The sequence below is a fragment of the Citreicoccus inhibens genome (genome assembly GCF_019039035.1).
Classification (GTDB): domain Bacteria; phylum Myxococcota; class Myxococcia; order Myxococcales; family Myxococcaceae; genus Citreicoccus; species Citreicoccus inhibens.
Genome location: NZ_JAHNZT010000018.1, coordinates 1 through 22553 on the forward strand (window position 1 = coordinate 1; position 22553 = coordinate 22553).

Below are 22553 nucleotides of genomic sequence, written 5' to 3' on the forward strand. Positions count from 1 at the left end.
CTCATGGCCGAGGTGGATGCCTACCTGGAAGCGCGCAACGCGCAACAGACGTCAAGTCCGCTGCTGCGCGTCGCTCCCACTCGACGCGCAGCATGAGACCATTCGAGAATCACGGTTCGTCGTTTAGAGGGCTCGATGCCCCAGCGTCTCCTCGCTGTTGCGGAGCGCCGAGGATTGCTGTCGGGGTAGTCCTCGGTGGAGTCCCGGCGCGGGCGCGATGCCCAACACGCGCCCCGTGCCGTCCAGGCCCATGCCCCAGGGGCAGCGTGTCTAGCGGCACGAGGGCTCGGCGGCCTGACATGCCCTGGGATTTTCGGACCACCTGAAGCTTGAGAGGATGCCGCTCCGGGTACGACCGAGGCAGGCGGTGAAGGAGAGTCGGTTCAGCGAAGAGCAGAGGGTCGCGAGTCTGCGCGAGGCGGAGCGGACGTCAGTCCCGGAGACCGCGAAGAAGCATGGAGTGAGCGAGCCGACGGTGTACGCGTGGCGCAAGCGATTCGGGGCCATGGACGCCAACGACGTCACTCGGTCCGGACCATCTCCTCCGTCATTGACTCCAGGAACTCGCTCAGTGCCGGTTCCAATAACGGTGGCGCTTGTATTTGCCCTTCAGTTGCTGAGTGTCGCCACAGAACGGACACCGGAACATGTAGGAATGGGGACTGGGCTTCGGATCCGCTGCGGGATTCGGCAGGGGCACCGCCGCGAGCACCAGCGGACGCACCCTGTTGGCCTCCTTGCAGGCCAGGTCGCTGACGACCTGCTCGGCCAGGTTCGGTGTCACGCCAAGATTGGCGGAGACCATCCTGCCCACGGTGTGGGATTGAAAGATGGCGCGGCCCAACTCCGCGTTGCGCATCGCCTGACTATCGGCACCTGGAATCGTGGTCGCGGGACCGGCTGGAAGGATGGGATTGCGGACCGCCCCCGGTCCGCCATTGAGCAGACCGGTCAGCCTCGCGGCGATATCTCCCACGACGCCAGCGCCAGCGGCGCGCTGGGACGCGCCGGTCGCCAGGGTGGCGAGGCTCAGGCCGCTGTTACAGCAGGGGCCGGCTTGTTGCTGGAGCCGATCGACCTCGGGATCGCGACGTGCCGCCGCGGCAATGTCCCAACACAACCCTCCACCGGTCGGCTCCTCCCCCGCGTGGTAGGCGATATCGAAGGTTCCACTCCGCCCCCCGACAATCACGACATCACGATGCAGCTCCCGCATCGTCGCCTTGAGGCGGGCCCAGAAATAGGCGCGCTGTGCCTCGGTGCGAGCGTGATTGGCGTAGAGGTCGATGTGATTGCCGCCGCCCCCCACCGGAGGGCGCCCGAAGGTCACCACCCTTCGAATGCCACGGGCGCCATTGACCGCGGCGAGGCGAGCCGGAGTGGTGTTGTGTTGGTAGTTGTAATCCTCGACACGGTTTGCCACCAGGATGTAGCCGGCGGCGGCGCTCAAACAGCCAGGAGCCTGGGTCAAGGCCTGGATCGCGCCATCAATGGCATTCTTCTCGTTGCTCATCAGACGTTCCGTCAATGTCTGCGCGAACAGCTCACAGGCGACATCCGCGATCGCGCGCTGCTCCTCCATCGCCTGCTCCACTGCGGCCTCGAAAACCCGGCGTGACGTACTCAAGCAGCTTTCAACATTCGTCCCCGCCGGAAGGCTCGCGCGTGCGATGTAGACAGGATGCCAGTGCGTCGCCTTGGTGCCCCTCGCCCAGACGGGAACCGGGGCACCCAGGGCCGGCACGGGGCCAGTGATGAGGATGGTCCGCCTGCCCAGGCGTGCCGCGACCATCTGCTCAATCATGGCGGAGCAGACCCGCAGATGCTTCTCGGTCGGCCCGATGCGAATCGCCACCGCGAGGCTGGGGCAGAGCTTCATGGCGGCGATGAGCCAGCACAGGTCTCCAGTCATGTCGCTGTTGATCGCGATCGCGCTCGTCGTGCCATCCGGCATGTGGGCCAGCGGCGCCGCGGATGTCGCGGTGGGCAAGGAACAGTCCTCGCTCTCCGCCCGACGGACACTGTCCGCCAGTTCCTCGAAGACTCTTGCGGACTCAGGCGCCCGGTTCACCCAGGCGCCCAGCGTGTTGTAGCGCGCGTTCAGGTCGACGCCGACAGGTCGGGCGGGAGCCCCCGCGGCGGACTCACGCGGATCGATGGCAATGGCCCAGTCCTTCGCGGAGAGCTGAGTGGCCGCGCCGCCCCCTCCCGTGGCGACCCCCCGGACCGCCGTGATGCGGTTGTTCACCGCGGCAACTGCGCCGTCGGTCCAGGTGTATTGGATGGGATAGGTTCCACGAACGGGCGTGAACGGCATCGAACCTCCAGCCCGAGAGGGCGACGGGCGCGGTGCCAGAGTATAGGGGCGATCTCAGAACTGCCTCAAATCCCAGAATTACCTCAAGAGGATGAGGATGCACCCGACGAGGAGGTGCACCACCTTCACCGTCGCGGCTCACGAAGCGACGAAAATTCTGGTGCCAGGCGAAGGGTCGCTGCACATTCCAGCGCCGTCGGTACTGGCGGAGTTCACGCCCGCCCTGGGTCTTCGTGTGGCGCCCGCGGCGAGGCAGGGCAATCAGCTTGACTCCGTGCACTGCGCCCTCAGCGCGGAGAGGTCTCCCGGGGCAAACCCGCCCGTCTCGGCCGAGCAGCAGCAGGAGTTCATGAGCGAGCCGCCGACTACCGCAGTGGTCGGCGGGCCTGGAATATCGATCGCACCGACGCCGGCCGGGCCCGGCGGGACTTCATGCAACGGGATGCGGCCTGATTACTACCAGGCGAGTGTCTCAACCATCAGGTGCGGTACAGCGGTCCGCCACCTCTGGCGCTCCTAGTTCGGCTGGAGAATCAGAGGTGCCGGGACCTTGAAGGGAAACACGACCGGAGTGGAGTCCGTGTCCGAAGCGGGATGCGTCAAGGCGATGCGGAAGGCTTTCACTTCTCGTGGCTCGGCTGGCAAAGGCAAGCACTTGCCTTCACCGCTGAGATAGTGCGTCGGGGTCACGGAAACAGTCTCTTCAGTCACCCTGTACGCAACGCCGGAGCTGCCCATGAGCTCCAGGGTCTTCCTGCCACCCTGCGTCACAAAGACAGTCTTGTCCGTCACATCGCAGGTCGGACCAGTGAAGAACAGGGCGGATCCCCCCAGGACTTCGCCAGTATCCATGTCGCGCGTCACAAACACTTTCCCGACACCTGGATAGGACTCGATGAGCGTCACCGAACCCGAGTACCCAACCAGCGGGCCCAACACCTTGCGATCCGACTGAAGCACCGTGACAAGCGCAGAGCCGTCGGCACCTCGGGCTCCAGCGGGGCCTGTTGCGCCGACCGCGCCCTGTGGACCAACGGGGCCGGCAGGGCCCTGCGCACCAATGGGGCCCGGCTGGCCCTCACTTTGGGAGCAACCTGCGAGTGAGGCAGCGATACAAAGCACGGCGACTGTGGTTCGCATGAACCTCCCGTCTCGTTGTTTCGGCACACCGGCCAGGGACACAGTAAACCAGGGACAGCCGTCTCAGGGTCTGCCCCTGTCGCTGAGGCCCAATGGGCGGGCCGCCAGGACGCGAGCTGTGGGCAGATATTCAACGAATATTTCAGGTCGGGCGGTTTGGGCCGCATCCACCACTGGCGGTGCGCCTTCGCGCCCCTGCCTCGAACGAAACGCACCGCTGAGACATCCCCCACCAGCGGAGCGGCGGCGCGTGCGTAGGATGCGCCCGCATGGACTTCCAGGCGCGACTCGAGGCGCTCACACACCAACTCCGGCCCTGGGCCCCGCTCTGGTCCCGCTCCATCCTCCAGGGCTGGCCCGAGTCTGGCGCCGCCTATCCCAAGGAGTGGTTGGCCTATGCCCGGTCTCTCGATGACCCGGGCGAGCGACGACTGGACCGAGGGGAACTCGTGGGCGAGCCGCCACCGTCCCTTGCCGCGCTCCTGGACGCGCTCGAGGAACTGACAGCGCTGCCCTGGCACCAGGGCAGGCACGCACTCACCGTCACGCAGACGCAGGGGCTCAGCGCCAAGAAGGCCCACGAACTGGAGCAGGTGCTCGCCCTGCTCGCGCCGAGAACACGCTCCATCCGGCTGGCGGTCGATATCGGCGGTGGAATGGGACATCTCTCCCGCCTCTGCTCTCGAACATTCGGATGGACGTTCCACAGCATCGATCGGGACGCCGCATTGCAGGACAAGGGCCGGCGATGGCTGACGAGAACCCACTCCGCGCACGGGGATACCCTGTGTTTCATCCAGGCCTCCGTCGAGGACAGTCTTCAGCCACAGGTCGATCCGCTCTTCTCTGGCCGGGACCGAGCCTCCATCGGACTGCATACCTGCGGGCCGCTCGCCCTCACGCAACTCCGCAAGAGCCAAGGGGCGGGCTTCATCCTGAACATTGGCTGCTGCTACGACAAGCTGGAGGTCCCTCGGGATCATCCCGTCTCCCGCTTCGGTAGCGCGCATCCGCTGCCCTTCACCCCACATGCTCTGGCGTTGACGACACGAGGACGGCAGCACAAGACCGATGAGGAGTTCGCGCGGATGAAGCGAGTCTACGCGTGGCGCTTTTCATTCCATCTCCTCGCGCGGCAGCTCTTTCCCGAGCGCGGCTTCGTGAGAGCGGGAGACTCGCCCCGAGCACGCTATGCCGGGAGCTTCGCCGACTACGCACTCGATCGCCTGGAGCGCCTGGGTCTCCATTCCAATATGACGAACGCGCAGCTGGATGCCTTTGAGGTGTCCGTTCGCGCCGAGACACGAGATCTCTTGCTCTGCCACCTGCTGAGGGATCGCTTCGCGAGGGCACTGGAGGTCGTGCTCCTGCTGGACCGCGCGCTCCTCATGGAGGAACTGGGCTTCCAGGTCGAACTCCTCCAGCTCTTCGAGCCGAGTCTGTCTCCGCGCAACCTCGCGCTCGTCGCGTCCCGAGGCGATTGAGCACCGGATGAGTCGCCCCGAGCCCAATCACGCCTCAGGAGTGACGATGCGCCAGACGCTCCTTCCCTCACGGGTCCAGCTGCACTGGGCCTGACGCATGCCGAGCTACAGACAGCCGAGTTCCATCGCGCGGAGGACTGCGCGCGTGCGGTCCCTCACTCCCAGCTTGGACAGAATGCTGGAGGTCTGATTCTTCACCGTTCCTTCGGCGGTCCCGAGCGCATCGGCAATCTCTCGGTTGGACAGTCCTCTCGCGATGAGGCGCAGCACTTCCAGTTCGCGACGCGTGAGTCCATCGGGCAGCTCCGCGTGGGGGAAGTCCCGCGGTAGCTCGGCCATTCCTCGCGCCACTCGCTCCGCGACGCCGGGCGGGAGCAAGGTCTGTCCCGCGTGGACTCGGCGGATGGCATCCGCCAGCTCATCCAAGGACACGTCCTTGAGCAGGAAGCCCTGCACGCCCGCGCGCAGGGCCTCGATGATGGCGGCGTCTTCATCGAACGTGGTGAGCAGCACCACGCGGCGATGGGGGCTGTCGCGGCGCAAGGCCCGCAGAGCCTCCAGGCCTGTCATGCGCGGCATGCGCACGTCCATCAGCACCACGTCCGGATCCAACTCCGCGACCTTGCGCAGCGCTTCCTCGCCATCCACTGCCTCCCCCACCACCCGCAAGTCCGAGGTGAGGTCCAACAGGCTTCGGAGCCCCTGCCGCACCAGGGAATGGTCATCCGCCAGGACGAGCCGAATCATGAGGTTCCCCTCGCACTCGCAGGCAGCCAGGCTTCCAGCTCCCAGCCTTTCCCCGCCTCCGCTCGCCAGGACACATCGCCTCCCAGGCGAGTGAAGCGCTCGCGCATGCCCGTGAGCCCTGCGCCCGGCGTTGGAGACATCGCGCCCCGACCATCATCGTTCGTGACGACGCGGACCCCACCCGTCTCACGGGACTCCACACGGATCCACAACTGTGTGGCACTCGCGTGGCGCAGCGTGTTCGTGAGGACCTCCTGAACACACCGAATGAGGGAGTGGGTCGCTTCGGATGACGCGAGCGCGAGGTCCTCCGGGATGTCGAGATGGACCGTCAGGCCCGGCGCGTTCGCCGCGAGCGATTGAAGTGAGGCGCGCAGCGGCGGCGGCGTGTCACGCAAAGCGGACACCGTCTCTCGCACCTCGGAGAGCAGGGTCCGTGCTGCCTCGCGGGCGCGCCGCAAGTGGTCCGCCGAGGGCGTGTCCTTCGCGGTGTACACCGCGGCTTCGAGGTTGAGTGACAGGGCCGTGAGGTGATGCCCAAGCGAATCGTGCAACTCCCTCGCGATGCGCAGCCGCTCCCCTTCCCGCTCCCGAGCCGCCAGCAGCATCTGCGTGGACTGAAGCTCCGCATGGAGCTGAGCCAGTTCTCGCCGCGCCTGCGCCTCGCGAACCATGACGATGGCCGAGGCCAACGTGAACCCCTGAAAGCCGATGAAGATGAGGCCCTGGACCAAGGCATACGCGAACGGGTGGACCCACAGATACACCCCCACCAACACCACGGACTGCGAGGCCACCCAGAGCACCGCGCGACGCTGGGTCAGCAGTTCTGGGACCTGGGCCGCGACGATGGCGAGCAGCGCGCCGTCCACTCCCGTGCGACTGGCGCCCACGGCGACGAGCCCTGTGAGACTTTGGAGCGCCAGCACGGGCACGCTGCCGGCATCCTCTGCAATGGCGTTGCGGCAGTACGCCACGCCGAAGCCGACAAAGGCCACCCACCACAGCAGCGCCATGGGAGACAAAGGCGCGGAGCCGTCCGTGCGCACCAGCGCCTCGACGTGGGGTGAGCCGACAACAGCCCATGTCAGCAACCCAGCTGCGAGCAGCAGTCGCCGGGTGGAGGGTGATTTCGCAGCGCCATGCCTCTGGGCCATGTCACCCAGCATAGGGCGCATCGCGCGAGGAGCATGTGCCGGAAGTCACATGGACGCGCTGTGACTTCCCGCAGATGTGGGGGCCCCCGCCCTTTCGTACCTTGGCCACCGACTCGCTGTTCGTCGGAGCCACACATGACGTTCTACTCGCTCGCTCGTTCGCTCCATATCGCCGCCGGCATCGTCGGATTCATCAGCCTGTGGTTGCCGCTGGTGGCTCGCAAGGGAGGCGCGCTGCATCGGAGGGTGGGTTGGGTGTACGTGGGCGCCATGGGCGTTGTCGCCCTGACGGCCCTGGTTCTCTCGGGGACTCGGTTCATCTTGGAGCCGGCCGCTCGCTCGGGCGCCCTGTTCTTCATCTCCCTCAGCGTCCAGAGTGCGGCGGCGGCCTCGCTGGGAGTCCGGGTGCTGCGCGCGAAGCACCGCACCGCCGGCCACCGCAACCTCTACGACCTGGGCATTGCCAGTCTCACGCTCGGCATGGGGCTCGTGACCTTGGGTTGGGGCGTGGCGATGCATGCGCCGCTGTTGTGGGGCTTCGCGCCCGTGGGGATCCTCGCGGGCGGCTCGGCGCTTCGCTACTGGCTCAGGACTCCCGGGGAGCGCATGCACTGGTGGTTCCAGCACATGGGCGCCATGGTGACCTCGGGCATCGGCACGCTCACCGCGGTCCTGGTGGTGAATGCCCGGCACCTGGGCATCGAGGGGATGCAGCTCGCCGTGTTCCTCGGTCCCACGGTGATCGGAATCACGGGCCTGCGCCTCTGGGTGCGCTACTACCGGCAGAAGTTCTCACCTCCGACCAAGACGCCGTCGAGCGCGCACCCGTAGCACCGTGCACCACGACCATCTCGCGGACAGAGCGGTGTTCACACAGGACACCGTGGCTCGCGTTCTCGACAGAACCCGAGCAAGGGATGGTTTCCCTGGACAATGGAGCCATGCTCACGCGAAGACCCGTGCCACTCCTATTCGGCGGGCGCTGAGCCCGTATTCAGAGCGCATGTCCTCTTCCATTGTCATTCGTCCCGAGGCCTCCGCGGATTCGCAAGCCATCGAGACCGTCACGGTCTCCGCCTTTCTCGAGGCACCCCATACGAGCCACAACGAGCAGGACATCGTCCGTGCCCTGCGTGAGGCCGGCGCGCTCACCGTCTCCCTGGTCGCCGAGGACTCGGGAGTCATCATTGGACATGTCGCCATTTCCCCCGTGTCGATTGCCGATGGCGCCGGCGGATGGTTCGGCCTGGGCCCCATCTCGGTGAGGCCAGAACGACAAGGCACGGGGATCGGCGCGGCACTGATGCGGGCCGCGCTCCAGCGACTGCGCGACCTGGGTGCCTCAGGCTGCGTGGTGTTGGGTGATCCCGCGTACTACGGCCGCTTCGGATTTCGCGCGGAGCCCTCGCTCGTGTTCCCCGGCGTGGAGGCCGCATATTTCCAAGCGCAGTCCTTCACTGGACGACTGCCCCAGGGCGTGGTGACCTACCACCCGGCCTTCTACGCCTCATTTCACTGACGCAGGAGAAGGCGCGGGAGAAGGCGCTGGTGGCGGAGCCTTGGGCACCACCGTCAGCTGTCCATCCTTCTCCTGGAGGGTGTGCGTGCTCCCCACCGCGTACTGTTGGAACTCCTCCAGCGTCGCGGGGGTGTACGTCACGGGGGGCGCTCCTCCGCCCTGGAAGACGACGCGGTACTTCGCGCTGCGCGAGGTGCGCTCCTTCTGACCTTTCTCCAGGGGCGGGACGGGGCGCAGCTCCACATCCGATGGCCAGTACGTCTCGAGCGTGCTCCCGCTCTTCTTCACGGTCCGATCATGTGCCCAATCCCATTGCGTCCAGGAGTACCAGGGCGCATTGCGTGGCACGCTCCGATAGTGCGGCTCCTGCCGCGAGCGTCGCTCATCCACATACCGAGGAGTCCGACGGGTCTTCGTCACCGAGCAGTAGCGGGTGGAGCACCGTCGCTCGCCGCCGGTGCAGGACGTCTTGCACGTGGCGAAGCCATTCTTGTTGCTCGTGCACTGCTCGCGGCATGAACGCGGCGTGGTGCTGCAATCCTGCCCGCAGGCCTCCTGCTCTCGATAGGACTCGGTGGTGTACCCGTCCTGTCGCTGCTCCGTGTAGTAGACAGTCTCGTAGCCATCGAGGACCTGGTCGTCGTGGTGATGGCGGGAGCCTCGGGCCTTCACCTGAAGGGCATTCGCCGGGCGAAGCTCCGCGAACCCTTCCCGCTCCGAGGCCCGGTAACGCTCCACATCCACGAGGTGCTCCCAGGAGACCTCCTTCACCTGGAGGGCCTGTGTCCAACCGGCATCAGGCGTCCCGGCATCCCGGGCCCCCGTCGCCCCCTCCTTCCCCCCCGTCAGGATGCCGACGCCCATCGGGCAGCAGCACCCGAAGAACAGCAGGCCCAGGAGGACATAGAAACAGCCTCGCATGAACGTGAGCGGCTTCTTCTCTGGACGCGGCGGCACACCTCCGGAGGGCTCAGGGCTCGGGGGCGCGGAGGCACCGCAGTTCTCGCAGTCTCCGTTCAAGGCCCGCTGGTCGCTGTCGCAGTAGGCGCACCGCCAGTTGGGACCGGCGGTGGCCATCCGCAGGAGCGCCGTGTCAGTCACCGTCGCCGCGGAGGCCGTGTCCTCCGGCATCTCGTACTGCTCGCTGCCGTCCTTGGCCTTCTTGCAGTGCTGACACACCAGGTGGCGGCCGAGGTTCCTGTGTTGGCAACTCGAGCACCGCCAGAACATCTCAATCTGCCGCGTCGACATTCGTGCGCTCACCCCTGGGGCAACCCCCGCGCAAGTCGCCTGTGCTGCTCAGAGGCCGCCCTCCCCACGAGGACAACCCCGCGCTTCCATTCCCCGTGACACGCCACCACAGGGACGGGCCTGGACGTCACATCCTCGGGGATATTCAATCCACCGCGCGCGACTCAGCCATCGAGGGGCTTGAAGTCCGCCTTGTCCGCGCCGCACTCGCCGCAGGTCCACTCCGTCGGAATGGACTCGAAGGGCGTCCCGGGAGGAAAGCCATCCTCTTCGATTCCCTGCTGGGGGTCGTAGACAAAGCCACAGCCCTGGCACTTGTACTTCCGCATGACCACCTCCGGTGTGAGGCGGCACTAGACGGCGATTCCCCGCAGGCGTCCAGGGAGATTCCTCCGCCCGCCCGCGAGGCCATGCTGTCCGACCGAGCGAGCCACGCCACCCGTGTGACTCGCCCAGCGCGGTGAGGCGAACCCGTCCACCCCACCGCGCCGTTCAATGAGCGGAGTCCGCTCGCGGGCTCACGGGACGATGAGCCCACCGCTCACGACGAGGCCGTAGTCCGCGTCCACCGCGGGCGTCTCCACGTGGGCGTCCTGAACAATCTCGTCGCCGAGCACCTCGACCTTCCACGTCCCCGCCGCGGGGTTCTGGATGAAGACGTTCTCCACCGTGTCCTTGGTGTTGGACGTGCCCCCCGACGTGGAGAAGTTCCCCGCCGTCAGGCCGTTGTTTCCCCAATAGAGTGTCCCGTTGGGGGCCGTCACGCGGAGCGACAAGTCATTGACGCGAGCCTGGGCCGCGCCCACGGTGCCCATCGGATCCGTGAAGACCATCGTGACGTTCAGCTCGGTGGAGCCCGTGGCAACCGAGACGTTGTAGCTCTTGACGCCCAGCGGGGTGATGACGTCCGTCTCATCAATCACGCTCGTCACGGGCGCGCGGTCCAGCAGGCGGCGGAGATCCGACGTGCCCCAGCCCTGCTTGTAACGGTCCAGGTCCGAGTTGGAGCCGCCCGCCAGCCAGTTGTAGCGATAGGCATTGTTGATCATCAGCGCCTTCGCCGTGGCCATCTGCGGACGGCTGGCGAAGACGTCCGCCTTGCCCCCGAAGCCGCTCCACACTCCCTGGTGCCACATCTGGAAGAGGAGCCCGAAGTGGCCCGACGTCTGCGGCGTGGCGGAGCTGGTGCCACCGAACTCCGTGTAGCTCGCGGTGCCGGTGCCCGTGGCCGAGTGGATGTTGTCGTAGAAGAACGACAGGTCCGGCTTGATGCGTCCATCCGCGGCCGGACCGATGCTGCCGCTGGAGCTCCAGCGATCATCCGTGCGCGCAGCGGTGCTCTGATGATTGAAGCCACCCACCGACACGATGTTCTTCGCCCAGGCCTGCGGGCGCGAGTCCTGGTTGCCCGCATTGCTCTGCGATTGCGTGCTGAGGATGGGGTACTTGAACAGGTAGTCATCCACCTCGGCGGACAGCGTGGTGTACGTGCGCACGCGAGCACTGCCCACGCTCGACGTCTGGAACACCGCGCGATACGTCCCGCTCGGGTCCGTCAGCTCACGATTGATGTCGTAGCGAGACTTGGTGCCACCGAACTGGGTGGACTCGCTGTAGCGGAAGAAGATGCCCTGCGCGTCCGGCAGCATGCCGCGCGCGAGCGGGTCCACGCCCTTGGCGAAGTTGTTACTGTAGCAACTGGTGCCGTGGTACTCGGAGCCGGTGGTGCCCGTGCTCTGGATGACGGGTGCGTTGGCCCATTCGCGGTGCGTGGTGAGCAGCTCGGTGTCGAAGACCTCGCCGCGCACGCCCTGCCCCGTCCATCCCTTCAGCGACTGCAGATAGTTGGCGCCGCCCACCTCGCGGACGATGTCCATGTCGAGTTCGCCTGGGCCACCCCATCGATCGATGAACTGAATCGCGTTGGAGCGCACCGCGGACAGCAGCTGGGCAGCGCTCAACGTCGCCTCGACGCGCAGCCCTCCCGGCTCCACGAGGTCCACGGCGCCGCCCAGGCGCTGCACCAGGGCGACGACCTCCGCCTGCCGAGCCTTTCCCGCCTCCCCCAACATGAGGGAGTAGCGCTGGCGCGGCAGCGCGGGCGCCAGGCCCACGAGCGCGTCACGCAGCTCGCGCTCCAATCGGTACTCCGGATGGTAGGGGCCCACCCAGCGGACGTAAGGGAGCGACTGGACGCGCTTCTGGGCGTCCGCGTCCATCTCCACGACGAAGGTGTGGTCGGTGAGGAAGCGCAGCACCTTGCCTCCCGAGCGCTCGATGGCCTCGCGGAACTCGGGCAGCGGCGTTGCCAGGAACTGGACCAACTGCAAGGTGTTGTCCGCATCCGCCGCGAGCAGACGGGCCGCCAGCGGTTGGGTGACTTGGAGCGGATCGAACTGCGCGCCCTCCAGCCTCACCAGATAGCTGGTGGGCCGAGCGCGGCCGAGCAACACCGCGCCATCCCGCGTATAGGCCGTGAAGGCCTGCTGGGTACCATCCGCTTGCAACTCCTGCCACGTATGGAGTTGGACGGTGGTGTCTGGAATGACGAGGCTGCGCAGCGCGGAGATGGGCGCCGCGGTGCGGTGGATGACAAGGCCGGACGCCGTCGTCAGGACATGGCGCCCCTCTCGCTCGGCCACCGCGCCGCTCTCGGTCACGAGCTTCGCTGGCACCAGCTGAGCCGCGCCCGGAGCAGAGGACCGGGCGGGACCCGGCTCCGAGCTGGCCGCGAGAAGGGAACCGGGCGCGACGAGCGCGCACGTCAGGACGACAGTCTTCAGCGGGCGCCACTGGCCCGCCGACCACGAGGACGTCTTTCGCATGGGTCGGTGCTCCCTGTATTCGAGTGGCTGGAGACGTCTTCCCAAACGTCCCCAGCGCTGCCGCACCTGGATACCCGCTCCCACGAATGACACGCCGGCACCCAGGCGCAAACAAGCCATTCACGACAGAGGCGATTTATCTATATTTCATGCAAATCAAGAATGCCAACGGGCGGTTCGAAAGCACGCGTCCACTGTTGCGTGCTCGACACAGCGCCAATGGCGCGCGGGCATCACTCCGCCGAGGTCGCCAGTCCGTTGCGCACCGCGTCCGCGACGGCGTCGCGCGAACCCTCGTCCTGGAGCTTCTCGGTGCGCAGGTAGATGCCCATCAAGCGCTCGAATAGACGGACCGGGTTCTTCTCGAGGCCCATCGCCACACCTGTCGCGAGCAGGAGCTCGGGCGTCCGGAGGAAGCGGGAGCGCGGGTCCGTCAGCGCCTCGAACAGCTGCGCGGCGGAGAACAGCGTCGGATGGCGGCGCCTGGCCGCGGCGCGCTCCTCGTCCGTGAAGGACTTCTGAGACGGGTGGATGCCCAGCAACACCTGCGCCGCGCGACGGCGCTCGGCATCGGCGCGGAGATCCTGGGTGGGCGAGGGCCCGACCCGCACCATCAGCGCCAGGAAGTCATCCGCGAGCTTCACCGGCCTGACGCCCTCCTTCATGAAGTCGACGCGATAGCCCCTGGGGTTCAGCGTGGCCGACTCGCCGCCCTCCCCTTTATTCAGGCGGGAGCTGAATGTGGAGCCGTGACTCGGCGGCTCCCACGGACTCGGCGGGGCTCGTCTTGCTGGCGGTCTTCTTGGCTGCCGTCTTCCTGGCCGCGAGCTTGCTGTTCGCGGTGGCCTGCTGACTCGACGGCTCGTCGAACGGGAGCGGACTGGGCGCGCCTGAGTCCACCTCTCGACTCCGCTCGCGGGACTTCGCAGTGCCGGGCCCAGGGCTCCGTGTATGAGAGCGCAGCCTGGAAGACGTGCTGAGCCTCCGCGCACGGGAGCCCGTGGGCGTTTGACTCAGATGCTCACGTAGGTGGGGGGAGTGGTGCTGGTGAAGAAGTTCGCGTACGTGGCGATGTAATAGGAGCCGCCCGTTCCCGTCTGCCCCGGGAACGGGCCCGTCTTCGTCCCCGAGGCCGTCAGCGTCGTCCCATCCCCCGAGATGGACAGGCTGCACGAGTTGACGTTGCCCGCCCCGAAGTTCACCACGAGGTCCGTGTCGCGCACGGTGCTCAAGGTGTCAGGAGCGACATGCTTGACCTTGCACTGGATGTTGCCGGCCGGGCTCGGGCTGCCGCGGTAGGCGAAGCTCACCGCCACGCCCAGGTCATTGGCCGCCAGCGAGATGACCGGAGTGGTGTACGAATAACCGAGAGTCACCGTGTCCGCCGTGCACGTCGCCGAAGCCGCGCGCGTGAGGTCCACGCGGTAGTACGGAGGGCTCATCGACAGCACGGTCGACGAGATGGTGAAGGAGCAGCCCTGCGACGTCCCCGTCGTCAGCCGCTGTGATTGGGCCGCCAGTGTCTGAGAATCCTGGGGCTCTGCCTCAGGACCACAGGCAGACAGGGACAGGACTGCGAGCATACCCACGGCGCACTTGAATCCTTGCATGGCACGACTCCGCGTTTGGGATGAGGGCTGGGACTCGAGGAACTGTCCCTGATCTCCATTTCGGAAATCAACTCCACGGGGCAACTTCCTGTGCTAAGTGCCGCGGCACCCTTCTCACCTCGCGAGGACGCATGTCTACGGAACGTCTGGAGTTGCTCCAACGGTTGGAGTTGGTCCGCGGAGACATCACGAAGGTCACCGCGGACGCAGTGGTGAACGCGGCCAACTCCGCGCTTTCAGGAGGAGGCGGTGTGGATGGAGCGATCCATCGCGCGGCGGGCCCCGGCCTCCTGGCGGAGTGTCGAACCCTGGGTCGATGTCCACCTGGAGAGGCTCGTATCACCTCAGGCCATCGGCTCCCCGCGAGGTACATCATCCACACGGTCGGGCCTGTCTGGGAGGGCGGCGGCCGGGGCGAATCGGGTGTGCTGGCCCGCTGCTACCGGAGTGTCTTTGATCTCCTGGCCCAGCGAGGATGGGTGACGGTGGCCTTCCCCTCCATCTCGACGGGCATCTTTGGGTTCCCCATCGAGCGGGCCTCAAGGATTGCCCTGAGAGAGATACTCGGAGCCCTCGAGCGCCGCCCCGCCCTGGAGCGAGTGACCGTCGTGCTGTTCAGCGATCGCGACCTCGCGGTGTATCAACACGCTCGGGATGAGCTGGCTTCGGCGGCACCGCCGGCTTGAGCCTCGGCCCCGGCCAACCCGGTGCGCCCATGCGCGCATCTCTGGAAGAGTGCTTCCGGCGAGATGGACCCTCGGGATGTGACAGTGGAGGAGGCCCGGCAGTGGGCGAGAGGGGATGACCTCGCGTCGCGGTGCAGGCTCGATGTCGCCAGGGTTCTCTCACGACGGAGGGCCTCCTCCACCGCCGTGCTCCAACCCCTGGAGGAGCAGCCGTCCTCGATGATGAGCACCGCCCAGCGTGCCTCCAGTTCCTCGCGCACCTGAGCCCCGCGCGTGCCCTGCGATTCCTGGAGGAGACCGCGCGCGCTCTCTTGGGGGTGCGTCCGGGAGACCGTGCCACGTGGCGAGATGGACGCTTCGCCCTGCACCTGCTCGCCAGGATGGACGCCACCGCTCGGCCGCCCTTGGGCGTGCCGCGCGCCTTGCATGCCCACACCTTACAGCGGAGCCATGGTGACACCGAGGCCCCGCCCATCCGCATCGCCGTAGAGCGGGTGTTGTCATCCCTTGCTTGGGCGGGGCCGCGCGCACCCCTGCCCCTCGGGCCAGGGTCCGGCGCACCCGGGCTCGCCGCGCGATGGGGTGCCCTCTTGCTCACGAGCGCGCCGCCGCGAGCCTCTTCGCCCTGGAGCGCTGGGTGGATGACCCGACCGAGACATCCCGCCATGAGGTGCTCCGCGAAGGACGCTTCATCCCCCGCCAGTTCGCGCCGGCCCCGCTCTTCCACTCGGCGTGGAGCATCCACCACGCGACGTCACACCTCGGTGATGAGGCATTCCATCGGAGCAGCCGCCGGAGGAGCCTCGGGCCCTGACTCGCTGCGCGCGCTCCGCGGTCCGAGCCCTGCTCGGAGGGGAACGCCTGAGCGAGAGGGAGCTCGGCGCGCAGACCTTGTTGGCCACGCCCGTCTCTGGAGATGACGTATTGCCCTGGGCGCGCGGCATCAGCGCTCCCGTGCGTGAGCCGTTGCGAGAGCACGCACGGCTGCTCGTTTGCGACTGATTCCAGACGGGGTTGATGGAAGACAGCGTGGACTGAGCAGCAATTTCCAGGTGTGTCCACGTCTCGCGCCAAGCATTCCATCTCATTCTGTGTCGAGCACCCGATAGGGCAGCTTTCCACGAGAGACCCTGACGCCTCGACTCAGCGATGAAGGGCCCGGGATGGAGCTCCTCCACAGAAAAGGCTCACACCCAGCCGCCCCATCCCATTCACCGGGTGAATTGGAGTCCACATGAGCAAGCGTCAGAGCATCACGCTGTCACGTGTCCTGGGTCCCCTCCTGGCCGCTGGCTTGCTGGGCGCGTGGGACAGCAGTCCCACCGAGCAGGAGTTCGTGTCCGATGCCCCGCCTCCCGAGGAGTCCAGCGAGGCGTTCTCCCTCAATCCTGGCGGCGATCCCTACGCGGACGCCATCTCCCCCGCGACGACGTCCGTCGTGCTCAACGCGTTCAACGTCCTGGGCGCCCCGGACGGCCTCACCGCCACCGTCGTGGGCCTGCTCAATACCGCCATCGTGCTCGACATGGGCGCGGGCGAGGAGGGCACCGGCAACCTGAAGATTTATTACAACGGCCTCAACGTGGCGGTGCTGGCGCAGGTGGACTTCATCAGCGCGTCCGGACACGTGCTCGCCACCACGCCGGCGAACCTGCTGGAGCTGGGCCTTGGCTCCCATGTCGCGGTGGTGCACTACCCGGCTTCCCCCCAGCCGTACCGGTACGTGCGCATGCGGGCCGTGGTGGCCTCGGTCTACACGCTGGACGCGGTGGAGACGGTTCGGCCCGTCGTCTGCGGTGATGGCTATACCTCGGGCGCCGAGCAATGCGACGACGGGAACCAGTTGTCCGGTGATGGCTGTAACAGTGTCTGCGAAATCGAGCCGGGCCATTCCTGCCATGGACAGCCCAGCATCTGCGGTCTCGGCTCGCGCTGACGCTTCTTCCCCCTCCCCCAAAGGCCCCCCGGTTTGACGACCGCCTTCCTTGCCCCATTCCTGATTCCGGGTTGAATGGGCAGCAGGCGCCCGCGTCAAGGCGCTGACTCCGCGGATGCGCTCGCGGAGTCATTCCCACCAAGGAGCACGCATCCATGATCCGCCTCATCCGGGGCCTGGCCCTGTCGTCCCTGTGTCTGTCGCTCGCTGCCTGCGGCGCCAGCAAGTACTACTCGCTGCCGGTCGACTCCAGCCGCGCCACCGAGACCCGCTCGAACCTCTCGGCCTGCGCCACGCAGCAGGGTCTCGAATCCCAGCCCATGGATCCGGATGGTGTGAGCGTCCGCTACGACGCGGCCTCCACGCTCTACTATCGCTATGACGGCAGCGACACCTACACCCTGCAGGTCGTCGTGGACGACAAGGCGGTCCCCGCCCCCGAACTGGAGGCCCGGTTCACGGCGGCGCGCAAGCAAGGCGAGGCGCTCTACGCCTGCGCCCAGGACCGCCTCAACACGCGACTGCTCGTCTCCGAGTCAATCCCCACGGAGCCCACCGCCACCGCGTCCGTGACCGCGGGCTCGGCGACGGCCTCCATCTCTGGAGGGTCCGCCACGGCGTCAGTCTCGGGCGCTTCCGCATCCGCCTCCGTGAACGTGAACGGCGGCACCTGCGCGCAGGCCACCGAGTGCTACGCGCGGCTGGCCCGGACCGTGTGCGAGGGCGCCCAGGAGTGCAGCTTCAAGGTGACCCTCCGGGGCAATGACGAAGCCAACTGCCGTGACGCCCTCCTGCGCGTCCCGGACCTCCTCCAGCCGTTCAAGATGATGCGGCCCGACCTCACCGCCCCCGCCATCTGCAAGGTGGAGTAGTTTCCCCGAGTCTCCCTCACCCGCCCCCGGATCATCGCCGGGGGCGGGGCGGGCCCGGGTGATAGAACCACCCCATGCCCTCCCTTGGCGCACGCGCGGCCCGTTGTCCCTCCTGCAAGGCCCCCTTCTCGCTCGTCGCGGGTCAGACGCTCTACACCTGCGGCTACTGTGGTGCGTCCATCGACCTGAACGGCGCCCCGGCCCAGGCGCCCTTGCGTCCCACGCAAGCATCGGCGTCAGGCTCGGCGTCGGCGGCAATGCCGGTCATGGTCATCACCGCGCTCGTGTGCATCGTGCTCGGCGTGGGAGTGTCGGTGTTCCTCCTCCTCGATTCAGGGAGTCCGCCTCCCCGTGCTGCGCCCCCCCGCGTGGTGACACAGCCCAGGCCTCCGCCCGCCCCCCTCCCGGCGGAGAACATCCACTGGAACGCGTCCGACGGCCCCGTGGTGATGGACCTCAACGGAGACGGAACCGACGACATCATCGGGCACGTGAGCGCCATCTCGTTGCAAGCAGGCGGGACCTCGCGCGAGTTGGTGGCCGCGTTCGACGGCAAGACCTTCGCGAAGCTGTGGGAGGTGGCTCCCGAAGGCCCCGCCTCCGACGCCCAGATGAGGACCTGGGTCGCCAAGCAGGCGGGGCGCCTGGTGATGACCGAGCCCGGAGCGGTGCGCATCTTGGAGCCCGCGACGGGCCGGAACCTCGGGCGCGTGCCGCTCTCGGACAAGCCGAGTTACCTCTGCGTCCCGGTGGGCAATCTCCATTCCGTCTGGGTGGAGGTGGAGGATGGGCAGCACCTCGAGTTCGACGTGCAGAGCGGCACCTCGCGACCGGCGCTCAAACCCCCGCCTTCATGCGCGGCGCGGCCCTTGAGTGAACAGACCTGCTCCATGTTCCGCCCTCGCGCGCTGCCCACGCGCTGTGAGGAGCCCCGCAGGGTTCCCGCCATCGCGGGCTTCACGCCTCGGATGCTCTACCGGGTCGGCGACCTTCGGCTCGTGATAGGCGTCCGGTCTCCCGGGACTTCGGTCCCCATGGCGGCGGTGTTCGAGGAGCGCGGCACAAAGCCCCTGTGGCATGGGCTGGTCGCGGACATGGACCCCCTGCGGCTCGCGGAGGATGTCTCCGAGGCGGTGGAGGTGACGCCGGACGCGGTCTACCTCGGGTACGGTCTCAAGGAGGGAGGCATGCGACTGACCCGCCGCGACATCCGCACGGGCGCCGTGGTCTGGGATGTGCCCATTCCGGGCTCGAAGGACGGCTCCCCTCCCAGCGCGCTGTGGCTGCTCGGGGGGCGGATGTACGTCCCCCATTGGACCTGGCTGGACGTGTTCGACATCCAGACAGGCCAATTGCTGGGCAGGATTGGCAAATGGATGTGAGCGGGTCCCGCCGCCACCGCGTCAGTTGCGCAGCATCTGGTTGGCCGACTCCTTGAGCTGCTGCATCAGCTCGGGCTGACGCAGCGCCGTCTGGTCGGCGCGGATCGCCGCGTTGAAGCTCCAGGGCTGGTTGGACAGGTAGAAGATGCGCTCCTGGCCCCCCGACACCACCAGGAGGAGCTTCGCCTGCGTCTGGGCCTGGAGCACGAAGCGCAGCCGCGCGCCCGGCTGGGCATACTTGGCGGACAGCCCATCCCAGGCGGTCGCCAGGTCCGACTGGCCAAAGCCCGCGAACTGCCAGACTCCGTCCAGCTTCGCCAGCCACATCACCAGCCGCGTCTTCCCATTCACCTTCACCGGGAAGAACAGCTCATCCATGGGAGTCAGCAGCGGCGCGATGGCTGCGCCGGGCGCATAGGCATTCAGCCCAGCGGGGTCCAACCGGAACGCCTCGACGGGCGCGCCGACGCGCAGCTGCTCCAGCTCGCGGGCATCCTTCAAGCCGAACTCGGCCAGCCCGGCCGCGTCGCGCGAGAGAATGCGCTGCATCTCCTTGAGGCCATACCCCACCTGCTCGTCGATGCGGGACTGCTCGGCCTCGGCCGCCAGGCCGGGCACGCTCGCCAGCATCACCAAGCTCACACACGTCGACAGGAAGGTCTTCATCGCGTTCATGGGTCTCACCTGTGAGTGCGGGGAGGACTACTTGTGGATGTTCCAGACGGTGTGCGTCCAGTTCCAGCTGCTGTTGCTCTGGAAATAGGCGTACGTCACCCAGCTGGAGACTCCGCCCGAGCCCACGGGCAGCGGGTTGTTGTAGCGCACGTACTGCGGGCCCGAATCATCCACGGCGCGAATCACCATCAGGTGCCCGCCGCCGCTCGTCCAGCCAATGCGCGGGATGAAGGGCCAGCCGTTTCTGTACACGTTGATATAGGCGTCGGAGAAGGACAGCGGCGAGTACGCCACGCTGCACGCGTACCCCATGGACTGAAGGCCCGTACACGTCTGGCCAATGCTCGCGGTGGGGCTGTTCGGACACGTCGTGCCGCCGAACTCGCGCTTCACGATGTCACACTGGGTCCAATAACTCTCACCCCAATACGTGGCAATCATGTCAATGGAGGCCGCGTGGCACCATTGGTCATACTCCTGGCCAATCAGCGGCACCGACAAGTCCGTGTAGGCCGCGGAGGCCGTGCCAGACACCAGCAGGGCAGCCAGCCACATCTTTCTTCTGAGCATGGAATGACCCTTTCAAGGGCGCGGAGCAGAACGCGACGCCCCGCTCATCATGCCAGGAATTGAAGCTGATTTATTGGTAATTCGAGAATGCCTCATGAAATTAACAAAGCTCAGCCAGCCCGGGGAAGCCGTGCGGGAATGTCGCCGGGGGACGAGGTTCGCGCGTGACGCGGGGCGCCGGGACCCGCAGAGTGCGCCGCGTGTCACGACGCACCTGTGAGTTCTTCTTCGGAGTCATCGCGGCCCTGGCGCTGGGAGCCTGTGCCACGGTGCGCCCACCGCCACCGCCCCCTCCCCCCGGCCCCGCCGACGCAGCCCAGGCCTATCTGCAGGGCTGGAGCGCTGGAGACCTGACGCGACTTCGTGCGGCCGTGGTCGCGCCGCCCGAGGACTTCGAGGCCCAGCACGCGCGCTTCCGCGACGGGCTGCGCATCATCGCGTCTCGCTTCGAGCTGGGCGACGTGACGTGGCAGGGAGAGAGCGCCGTCGCGCGCTTCCGCGCGTACCACTGGCTGCGAGGCCTGGGCGAATGGCCCGTGGAGGGAGCCTTGCGGCTGACGCGCCGCGAGGGCCGCTGGTGGGTGCGCTGGACGCCCGCGGTCCTCCACCCGGACCTCCAAGGCACCGAGCGGTTCTCTCGCACCCGGGCGTGGGGGGCTCGCGGCGAGCTGCTCGATGACTCGGGCCGGTCGCTGACCCACATTGGCGACGTCATCACCATTGGCGTGAACCCCGCCCGCGTGCGGTCGCGCGCGGCGGTGGCCTCGGCGCTGGAGGCCCAGCTCGGCGTGGCCCCGGAGCGCATGGAGCAGGTCCTGGGGCCCGCGGGCGCCGCCGTGACGGACGGGTTCGTGCCCGTCATCGACGTGCGACCCGAGCGCTACCAACTGGTGCGGCCCGCCTTGGCGCCAGTGCCGGGCATCTTCTTTCGCCGCAAGAGCGCGCGCCTCACGCCCGCGGAGGGCTTCGCGGCGCACACCCTGGGCCGCGTGGGCGACATCACGGCCGAGGCGCTCGCGCAGTTGGGCCCGCTGTATCAACCCGGTGACGTGGTCGGCCTGTCTGGCCTGGAGCGGGCCTATGAGCGGCGGCTGGCGGGGAGCCCCTCCGGGGACGTCCTCGTCACGCGCGCGGCGGGCGACACCCGCGTCCTCTTCCACTTCGAGGGGACGCCGGGGGCGCCGCTGCCCACCACCCTGCGCCCCGACGTTCAGGCTGCCGCCGAGGCCGCCCTGGAGGGGGTGGTGGAGCCCGCCGCGCTCGTCGCGGTGGACAGCACCACGGGCGCCATCGTGGCGCTCGTCAGCCGTCCGCTCGCGCAGCCCGCGCACCGCGCGCTCACCGGGCGCTATCCGCCCGGTTCCACGTTCAAGATTGTCACCACGGAGGCGCTGCTCGCCGAGGGCCTGGAGCCCCGCACGGCCGTGGCCTGCCCTCCCACCGTGACGGTGGGCGGGAGGACCTTCCGCAACTTCGAGGATGAGTTCCTGGGGACCACCTCGCTGCGTCTGGCCTTCGCCCACTCGTGCAACACCGCCTACGTGGCGCTGGCGGAGCAGTTGGGGCAGGAGCGGCTGGCCGCGGCGGCGCGCCGCTTCGGCTTCGAGGTGCCGTACCGCGCGGGGCTCCCTACCCCGGGCGCGTCATTCCCGGCGCCGCGCGACGTGGCCGAGCTGGCGTCCGCCGCCATCGGACAGGGCCGCGTGCTGGCCACCCCGCTGCATCTGGCCTCGGTGGGCGCGGCGGTGGCGGCCGGCCAGTGGCGCGCGCCCTATCTCGTGAAGGAGCAGGAGCCCCGGCCTCGCGAAGCCCTCGCGCCCGGCACCGCGGGGCCGCTCGCCGCGATGATGCGCGCGGTCGTCACCGAGGGCACGGGCCGCGCCCTGGCGAGCGTGCCGGGCGCGGGCGGAAAGACAGGCACCGCGGAGTTCGGCACCACGCCGCCGCTGCCCACCCATGCATGGTTCGTGGGCTTCCACGCGGGCCTCGGCTTCGCGGTCCTGGTGGAGGGCGGAGGCGTGGGAGGGCGTGTCGCCGCGCCCATCGCCGCGAGGTTCGCGAGCGCCGTGAAGTAATCACGGACCCCCTGGAGCGAATTTCTACCCATGCATTTATTTCCGAAGAATCTGCTTACTCACAATTCAACGAGAGACAAGTGTTGGATACACTCCAAGTGCGACCTCGGGACGGCTCGTTCCGGGCGCATCTGGGGGTGCCAATGTACAGAAACATCCGTCATGCCGTGACAGCATTGTCGTTGGCTGGAATGTTTGTCGTCGCGGCGGGCTGTAATTCCGGCGCTGAGCAGGGAACGACTCCCGCGTCAGCCCAAACACAACCACAACAGAATAATCCCGACTCGACGGCGCAAGCCGCGACGAC

The 22553-nt window shown here is 67.6% G+C and carries 20 protein-coding genes and 1 pseudogene; 9 read left to right on the forward strand and 12 right to left on the reverse strand.

Going from position 1 to position 22553, the window contains the following annotated elements:
* Positions 1 to 337: 337 nt before the first annotated feature.
* Positions 338 to 511 (forward strand): annotated as a pseudogene (locus tag KRR26_RS37680) (transposase); the annotation flags it as partial.
* Between the two features lie 57 nt (positions 512 to 568).
* Here the strand turns inward: KRR26_RS37680 and KRR26_RS36940 are convergent.
* From KRR26_RS36940 to KRR26_RS20860, 3 genes are all read right to left on the reverse strand, one after another.
* The gene (locus KRR26_RS36940) at positions 569 to 2317 is read right to left on the reverse strand and encodes a hypothetical protein (RefSeq protein WP_236068917.1); all 1749 of its coding nucleotides are present in this window, start codon (positions 2315 to 2317) and stop codon (positions 569 to 571) included.
* Between the two features lie 261 nt (positions 2318 to 2578).
* Complete coding sequence (locus tag KRR26_RS20855; protein WP_236068918.1) at positions 2579 to 2755, reverse strand: M57 family metalloprotease; 177 nt, start codon at positions 2753 to 2755, stop codon at positions 2579 to 2581.
* 78 nt (positions 2756 to 2833) lie between these two features.
* Positions 2834 to 3223 (reverse strand): hypothetical protein, encoded by a 390-nt coding sequence (locus tag KRR26_RS20860; RefSeq protein ID WP_147423047.1) that lies wholly within the window; start codon positions 3221 to 3223, stop codon positions 2834 to 2836.
* A 503-nt stretch (positions 3224 to 3726) separates the two neighbouring features.
* On the opposite strand from KRR26_RS20860, the gene KRR26_RS20865 reads away from it, so the two are divergent.
* Positions 3727 to 4941 carry a methyltransferase gene (locus tag KRR26_RS20865; RefSeq protein ID WP_217080637.1) on the forward strand — a complete coding sequence of 405 codons (1215 nt, stop codon included), beginning with the start codon at positions 3727 to 3729 and terminating at the stop codon, positions 4939 to 4941.
* Between the two features lie 105 nt (positions 4942 to 5046).
* Here the strand turns inward: KRR26_RS20865 and KRR26_RS20870 are convergent, their stop codons facing one another.
* Positions 5047 to 5688, reverse strand: a complete 642-nt coding sequence (locus tag KRR26_RS20870) for a response regulator (protein ID WP_120209235.1) — start codon at positions 5686 to 5688, stop codon at positions 5047 to 5049.
* Positions 5685 to 6737, reverse strand: a complete 1053-nt coding sequence (locus KRR26_RS20875; protein WP_328707181.1) for a sensor histidine kinase — start codon at positions 6735 to 6737, stop codon at positions 5685 to 5687. Before KRR26_RS20875 ends, KRR26_RS20870 begins: the two co-directional genes overlap by 4 nt.
* Before the next feature lie 243 nt (positions 6738 to 6980).
* Between KRR26_RS20875 and KRR26_RS20880 the strand changes: the two genes are divergently transcribed.
* Positions 6981 to 7676 (forward strand): DUF2306 domain-containing protein, encoded by a 696-nt coding sequence (locus tag KRR26_RS20880; RefSeq protein ID WP_120209236.1) that lies wholly within the window; start codon positions 6981 to 6983, stop codon positions 7674 to 7676.
* A 172-nt stretch (positions 7677 to 7848) separates the two neighbouring features.
* A complete protein-coding gene (locus tag KRR26_RS20885) occupies positions 7849 to 8364 on the forward strand; it encodes a GNAT family N-acetyltransferase (protein WP_217080639.1) in 516 nt (171 codons plus the stop codon).
* Here the strand turns inward: KRR26_RS20885 and KRR26_RS20890 are convergent.
* The 5 genes from KRR26_RS20890 to KRR26_RS20910 form a co-directional block, all read right to left on the reverse strand.
* Positions 8353 to 9615, reverse strand: a complete 1263-nt coding sequence (locus KRR26_RS20890; RefSeq protein WP_217080640.1) for a hypothetical protein — start codon at positions 9613 to 9615, stop codon at positions 8353 to 8355. The two genes, KRR26_RS20885 and KRR26_RS20890, sit on opposite strands and share 12 nt — an antisense overlap.
* A 164-nt stretch (positions 9616 to 9779) precedes the next feature.
* Positions 9780 to 9944 (reverse strand): rubredoxin, encoded by a 165-nt coding sequence (locus tag KRR26_RS20895; RefSeq protein WP_120209239.1) that lies wholly within the window; start codon positions 9942 to 9944, stop codon positions 9780 to 9782.
* A 189-nt stretch (positions 9945 to 10133) separates the two neighbouring features.
* The gene (locus KRR26_RS20900) at positions 10134 to 12440 is read right to left on the reverse strand and encodes a S8 family serine peptidase (RefSeq protein WP_120209240.1); all 2307 of its coding nucleotides are present in this window, start codon (positions 12438 to 12440) and stop codon (positions 10134 to 10136) included.
* Positions 12441 to 12673: 233 nt separating this feature from the next.
* On the reverse strand, positions 12674 to 13105 hold the full coding sequence (locus tag KRR26_RS20905) for a hypothetical protein (RefSeq protein WP_217080641.1): 432 nt from the start codon (positions 13103 to 13105) through the stop codon (positions 12674 to 12676).
* Between the two features lie 348 nt (positions 13106 to 13453).
* Positions 13454 to 14050: a hypothetical protein gene (locus KRR26_RS20910; RefSeq protein ID WP_217080642.1), complete on the reverse strand. Its 597-nt coding sequence runs from the start codon at positions 14048 to 14050 to the stop codon at positions 13454 to 13456.
* 131 nt (positions 14051 to 14181) lie between these two features.
* On the opposite strand from KRR26_RS20910, the gene KRR26_RS20915 reads away from it, so the two are divergent.
* From KRR26_RS20915 to KRR26_RS20930, 4 genes are all read left to right on the forward strand, one after another.
* Positions 14182 to 14736, forward strand: a complete 555-nt coding sequence (locus KRR26_RS20915; protein ID WP_120209244.1) for an O-acetyl-ADP-ribose deacetylase — start codon at positions 14182 to 14184, stop codon at positions 14734 to 14736.
* Between the two features lie 1234 nt (positions 14737 to 15970).
* The gene (locus KRR26_RS20920; RefSeq protein WP_120209247.1) at positions 15971 to 16672 is read left to right on the forward strand and encodes a myxococcus cysteine-rich repeat containing protein; all 702 of its coding nucleotides are present in this window, start codon (positions 15971 to 15973) and stop codon (positions 16670 to 16672) included.
* A gap of 155 nt (positions 16673 to 16827) precedes the next feature.
* A complete protein-coding gene (locus KRR26_RS20925) occupies positions 16828 to 17544 on the forward strand; it encodes a hypothetical protein (RefSeq protein ID WP_120209248.1) in 717 nt (238 codons plus the stop codon).
* Between the two features lie 74 nt (positions 17545 to 17618).
* Positions 17619 to 18926 carry an outer membrane protein assembly factor BamB family protein gene (locus tag KRR26_RS20930; RefSeq protein ID WP_217080643.1) on the forward strand — a complete coding sequence of 436 codons (1308 nt, stop codon included), beginning with the start codon at positions 17619 to 17621 and terminating at the stop codon, positions 18924 to 18926.
* Positions 18927 to 18947: 21 nt separating this feature from the next.
* Here KRR26_RS20930 and KRR26_RS20935 read toward each other — a convergent pair whose 3' ends face one another.
* Both KRR26_RS20935 and KRR26_RS20940 read right to left on the reverse strand, forming a co-directional pair.
* The gene (locus KRR26_RS20935; protein ID WP_120209250.1) at positions 18948 to 19601 is read right to left on the reverse strand and encodes a hypothetical protein; all 654 of its coding nucleotides are present in this window, start codon (positions 19599 to 19601) and stop codon (positions 18948 to 18950) included.
* Between the two features lie 27 nt (positions 19602 to 19628).
* The gene (locus tag KRR26_RS20940) at positions 19629 to 20171 is read right to left on the reverse strand and encodes a C39 family peptidase (protein WP_217080644.1); all 543 of its coding nucleotides are present in this window, start codon (positions 20169 to 20171) and stop codon (positions 19629 to 19631) included.
* A 200-nt stretch (positions 20172 to 20371) separates the two neighbouring features.
* Here KRR26_RS20940 and KRR26_RS20945 point away from each other — a divergent pair, with 200 nt between their 5' ends.
* Entirely contained in the window at positions 20372 to 22246 is a 1875-nt protein-coding gene (locus tag KRR26_RS20945; RefSeq protein WP_217080645.1) for a penicillin-binding transpeptidase domain-containing protein, read from the forward strand.
* The last annotated feature ends 307 nt before the right edge of the window (positions 22247 to 22553 follow it).

Coding starts and splice junctions, on each gene's coding strand:
- KRR26_RS20885 (WP_217080639.1), top strand. CDS start 7,849: ATGTCCTCTTCCATTGTCATTCGTCCCGAGGCCTCCGCGGATTCGCAA.
- KRR26_RS20905 (WP_217080641.1), bottom strand. CDS start 13,105: ATGAAGGAGGGCGTCAGGCCGGTGAAGCTCGCGGATGACTTCCTGGCG.
- KRR26_RS20910 (WP_217080642.1), bottom strand. CDS start 14,050: ATGCAAGGATTCAAGTGCGCCGTGGGTATGCTCGCAGTCCTGTCCCTG.
- KRR26_RS20920 (WP_120209247.1), top strand. CDS start 15,971: ATGAGCAAGCGTCAGAGCATCACGCTGTCACGTGTCCTGGGTCCCCTC.
- KRR26_RS20870 (WP_120209235.1), bottom strand. CDS start 5,688: ATGATTCGGCTCGTCCTGGCGGATGACCATTCCCTGGTGCGGCAGGGG.
- KRR26_RS20930 (WP_217080643.1), top strand. CDS start 17,619: ATGCCCTCCCTTGGCGCACGCGCGGCCCGTTGTCCCTCCTGCAAGGCC.
- KRR26_RS20935 (WP_120209250.1), bottom strand. CDS start 19,601: ATGAACGCGATGAAGACCTTCCTGTCGACGTGTGTGAGCTTGGTGATG.
- KRR26_RS20880 (WP_120209236.1), top strand. CDS start 6,981: ATGACGTTCTACTCGCTCGCTCGTTCGCTCCATATCGCCGCCGGCATC.
- KRR26_RS20940 (WP_217080644.1), bottom strand. CDS start 20,171: ATGCTCAGAAGAAAGATGTGGCTGGCTGCCCTGCTGGTGTCTGGCACG.
- KRR26_RS36940 (WP_236068917.1), bottom strand. CDS start 2,317: ATGCCGTTCACGCCCGTTCGTGGAACCTATCCCATCCAATACACCTGG.
- KRR26_RS20895 (WP_120209239.1), bottom strand. CDS start 9,944: ATGCGGAAGTACAAGTGCCAGGGCTGTGGCTTTGTCTACGACCCCCAG.
- KRR26_RS20915 (WP_120209244.1), top strand. CDS start 14,182: ATGTCTACGGAACGTCTGGAGTTGCTCCAACGGTTGGAGTTGGTCCGC.
- KRR26_RS20865 (WP_217080637.1), top strand. CDS start 3,727: ATGGACTTCCAGGCGCGACTCGAGGCGCTCACACACCAACTCCGGCCC.
- KRR26_RS20890 (WP_217080640.1), bottom strand. CDS start 9,615: ATGTCGACGCGGCAGATTGAGATGTTCTGGCGGTGCTCGAGTTGCCAA.
- KRR26_RS20900 (WP_120209240.1), bottom strand. CDS start 12,440: ATGCGAAAGACGTCCTCGTGGTCGGCGGGCCAGTGGCGCCCGCTGAAG.
- KRR26_RS20925 (WP_120209248.1), top strand. CDS start 16,828: ATGATCCGCCTCATCCGGGGCCTGGCCCTGTCGTCCCTGTGTCTGTCG.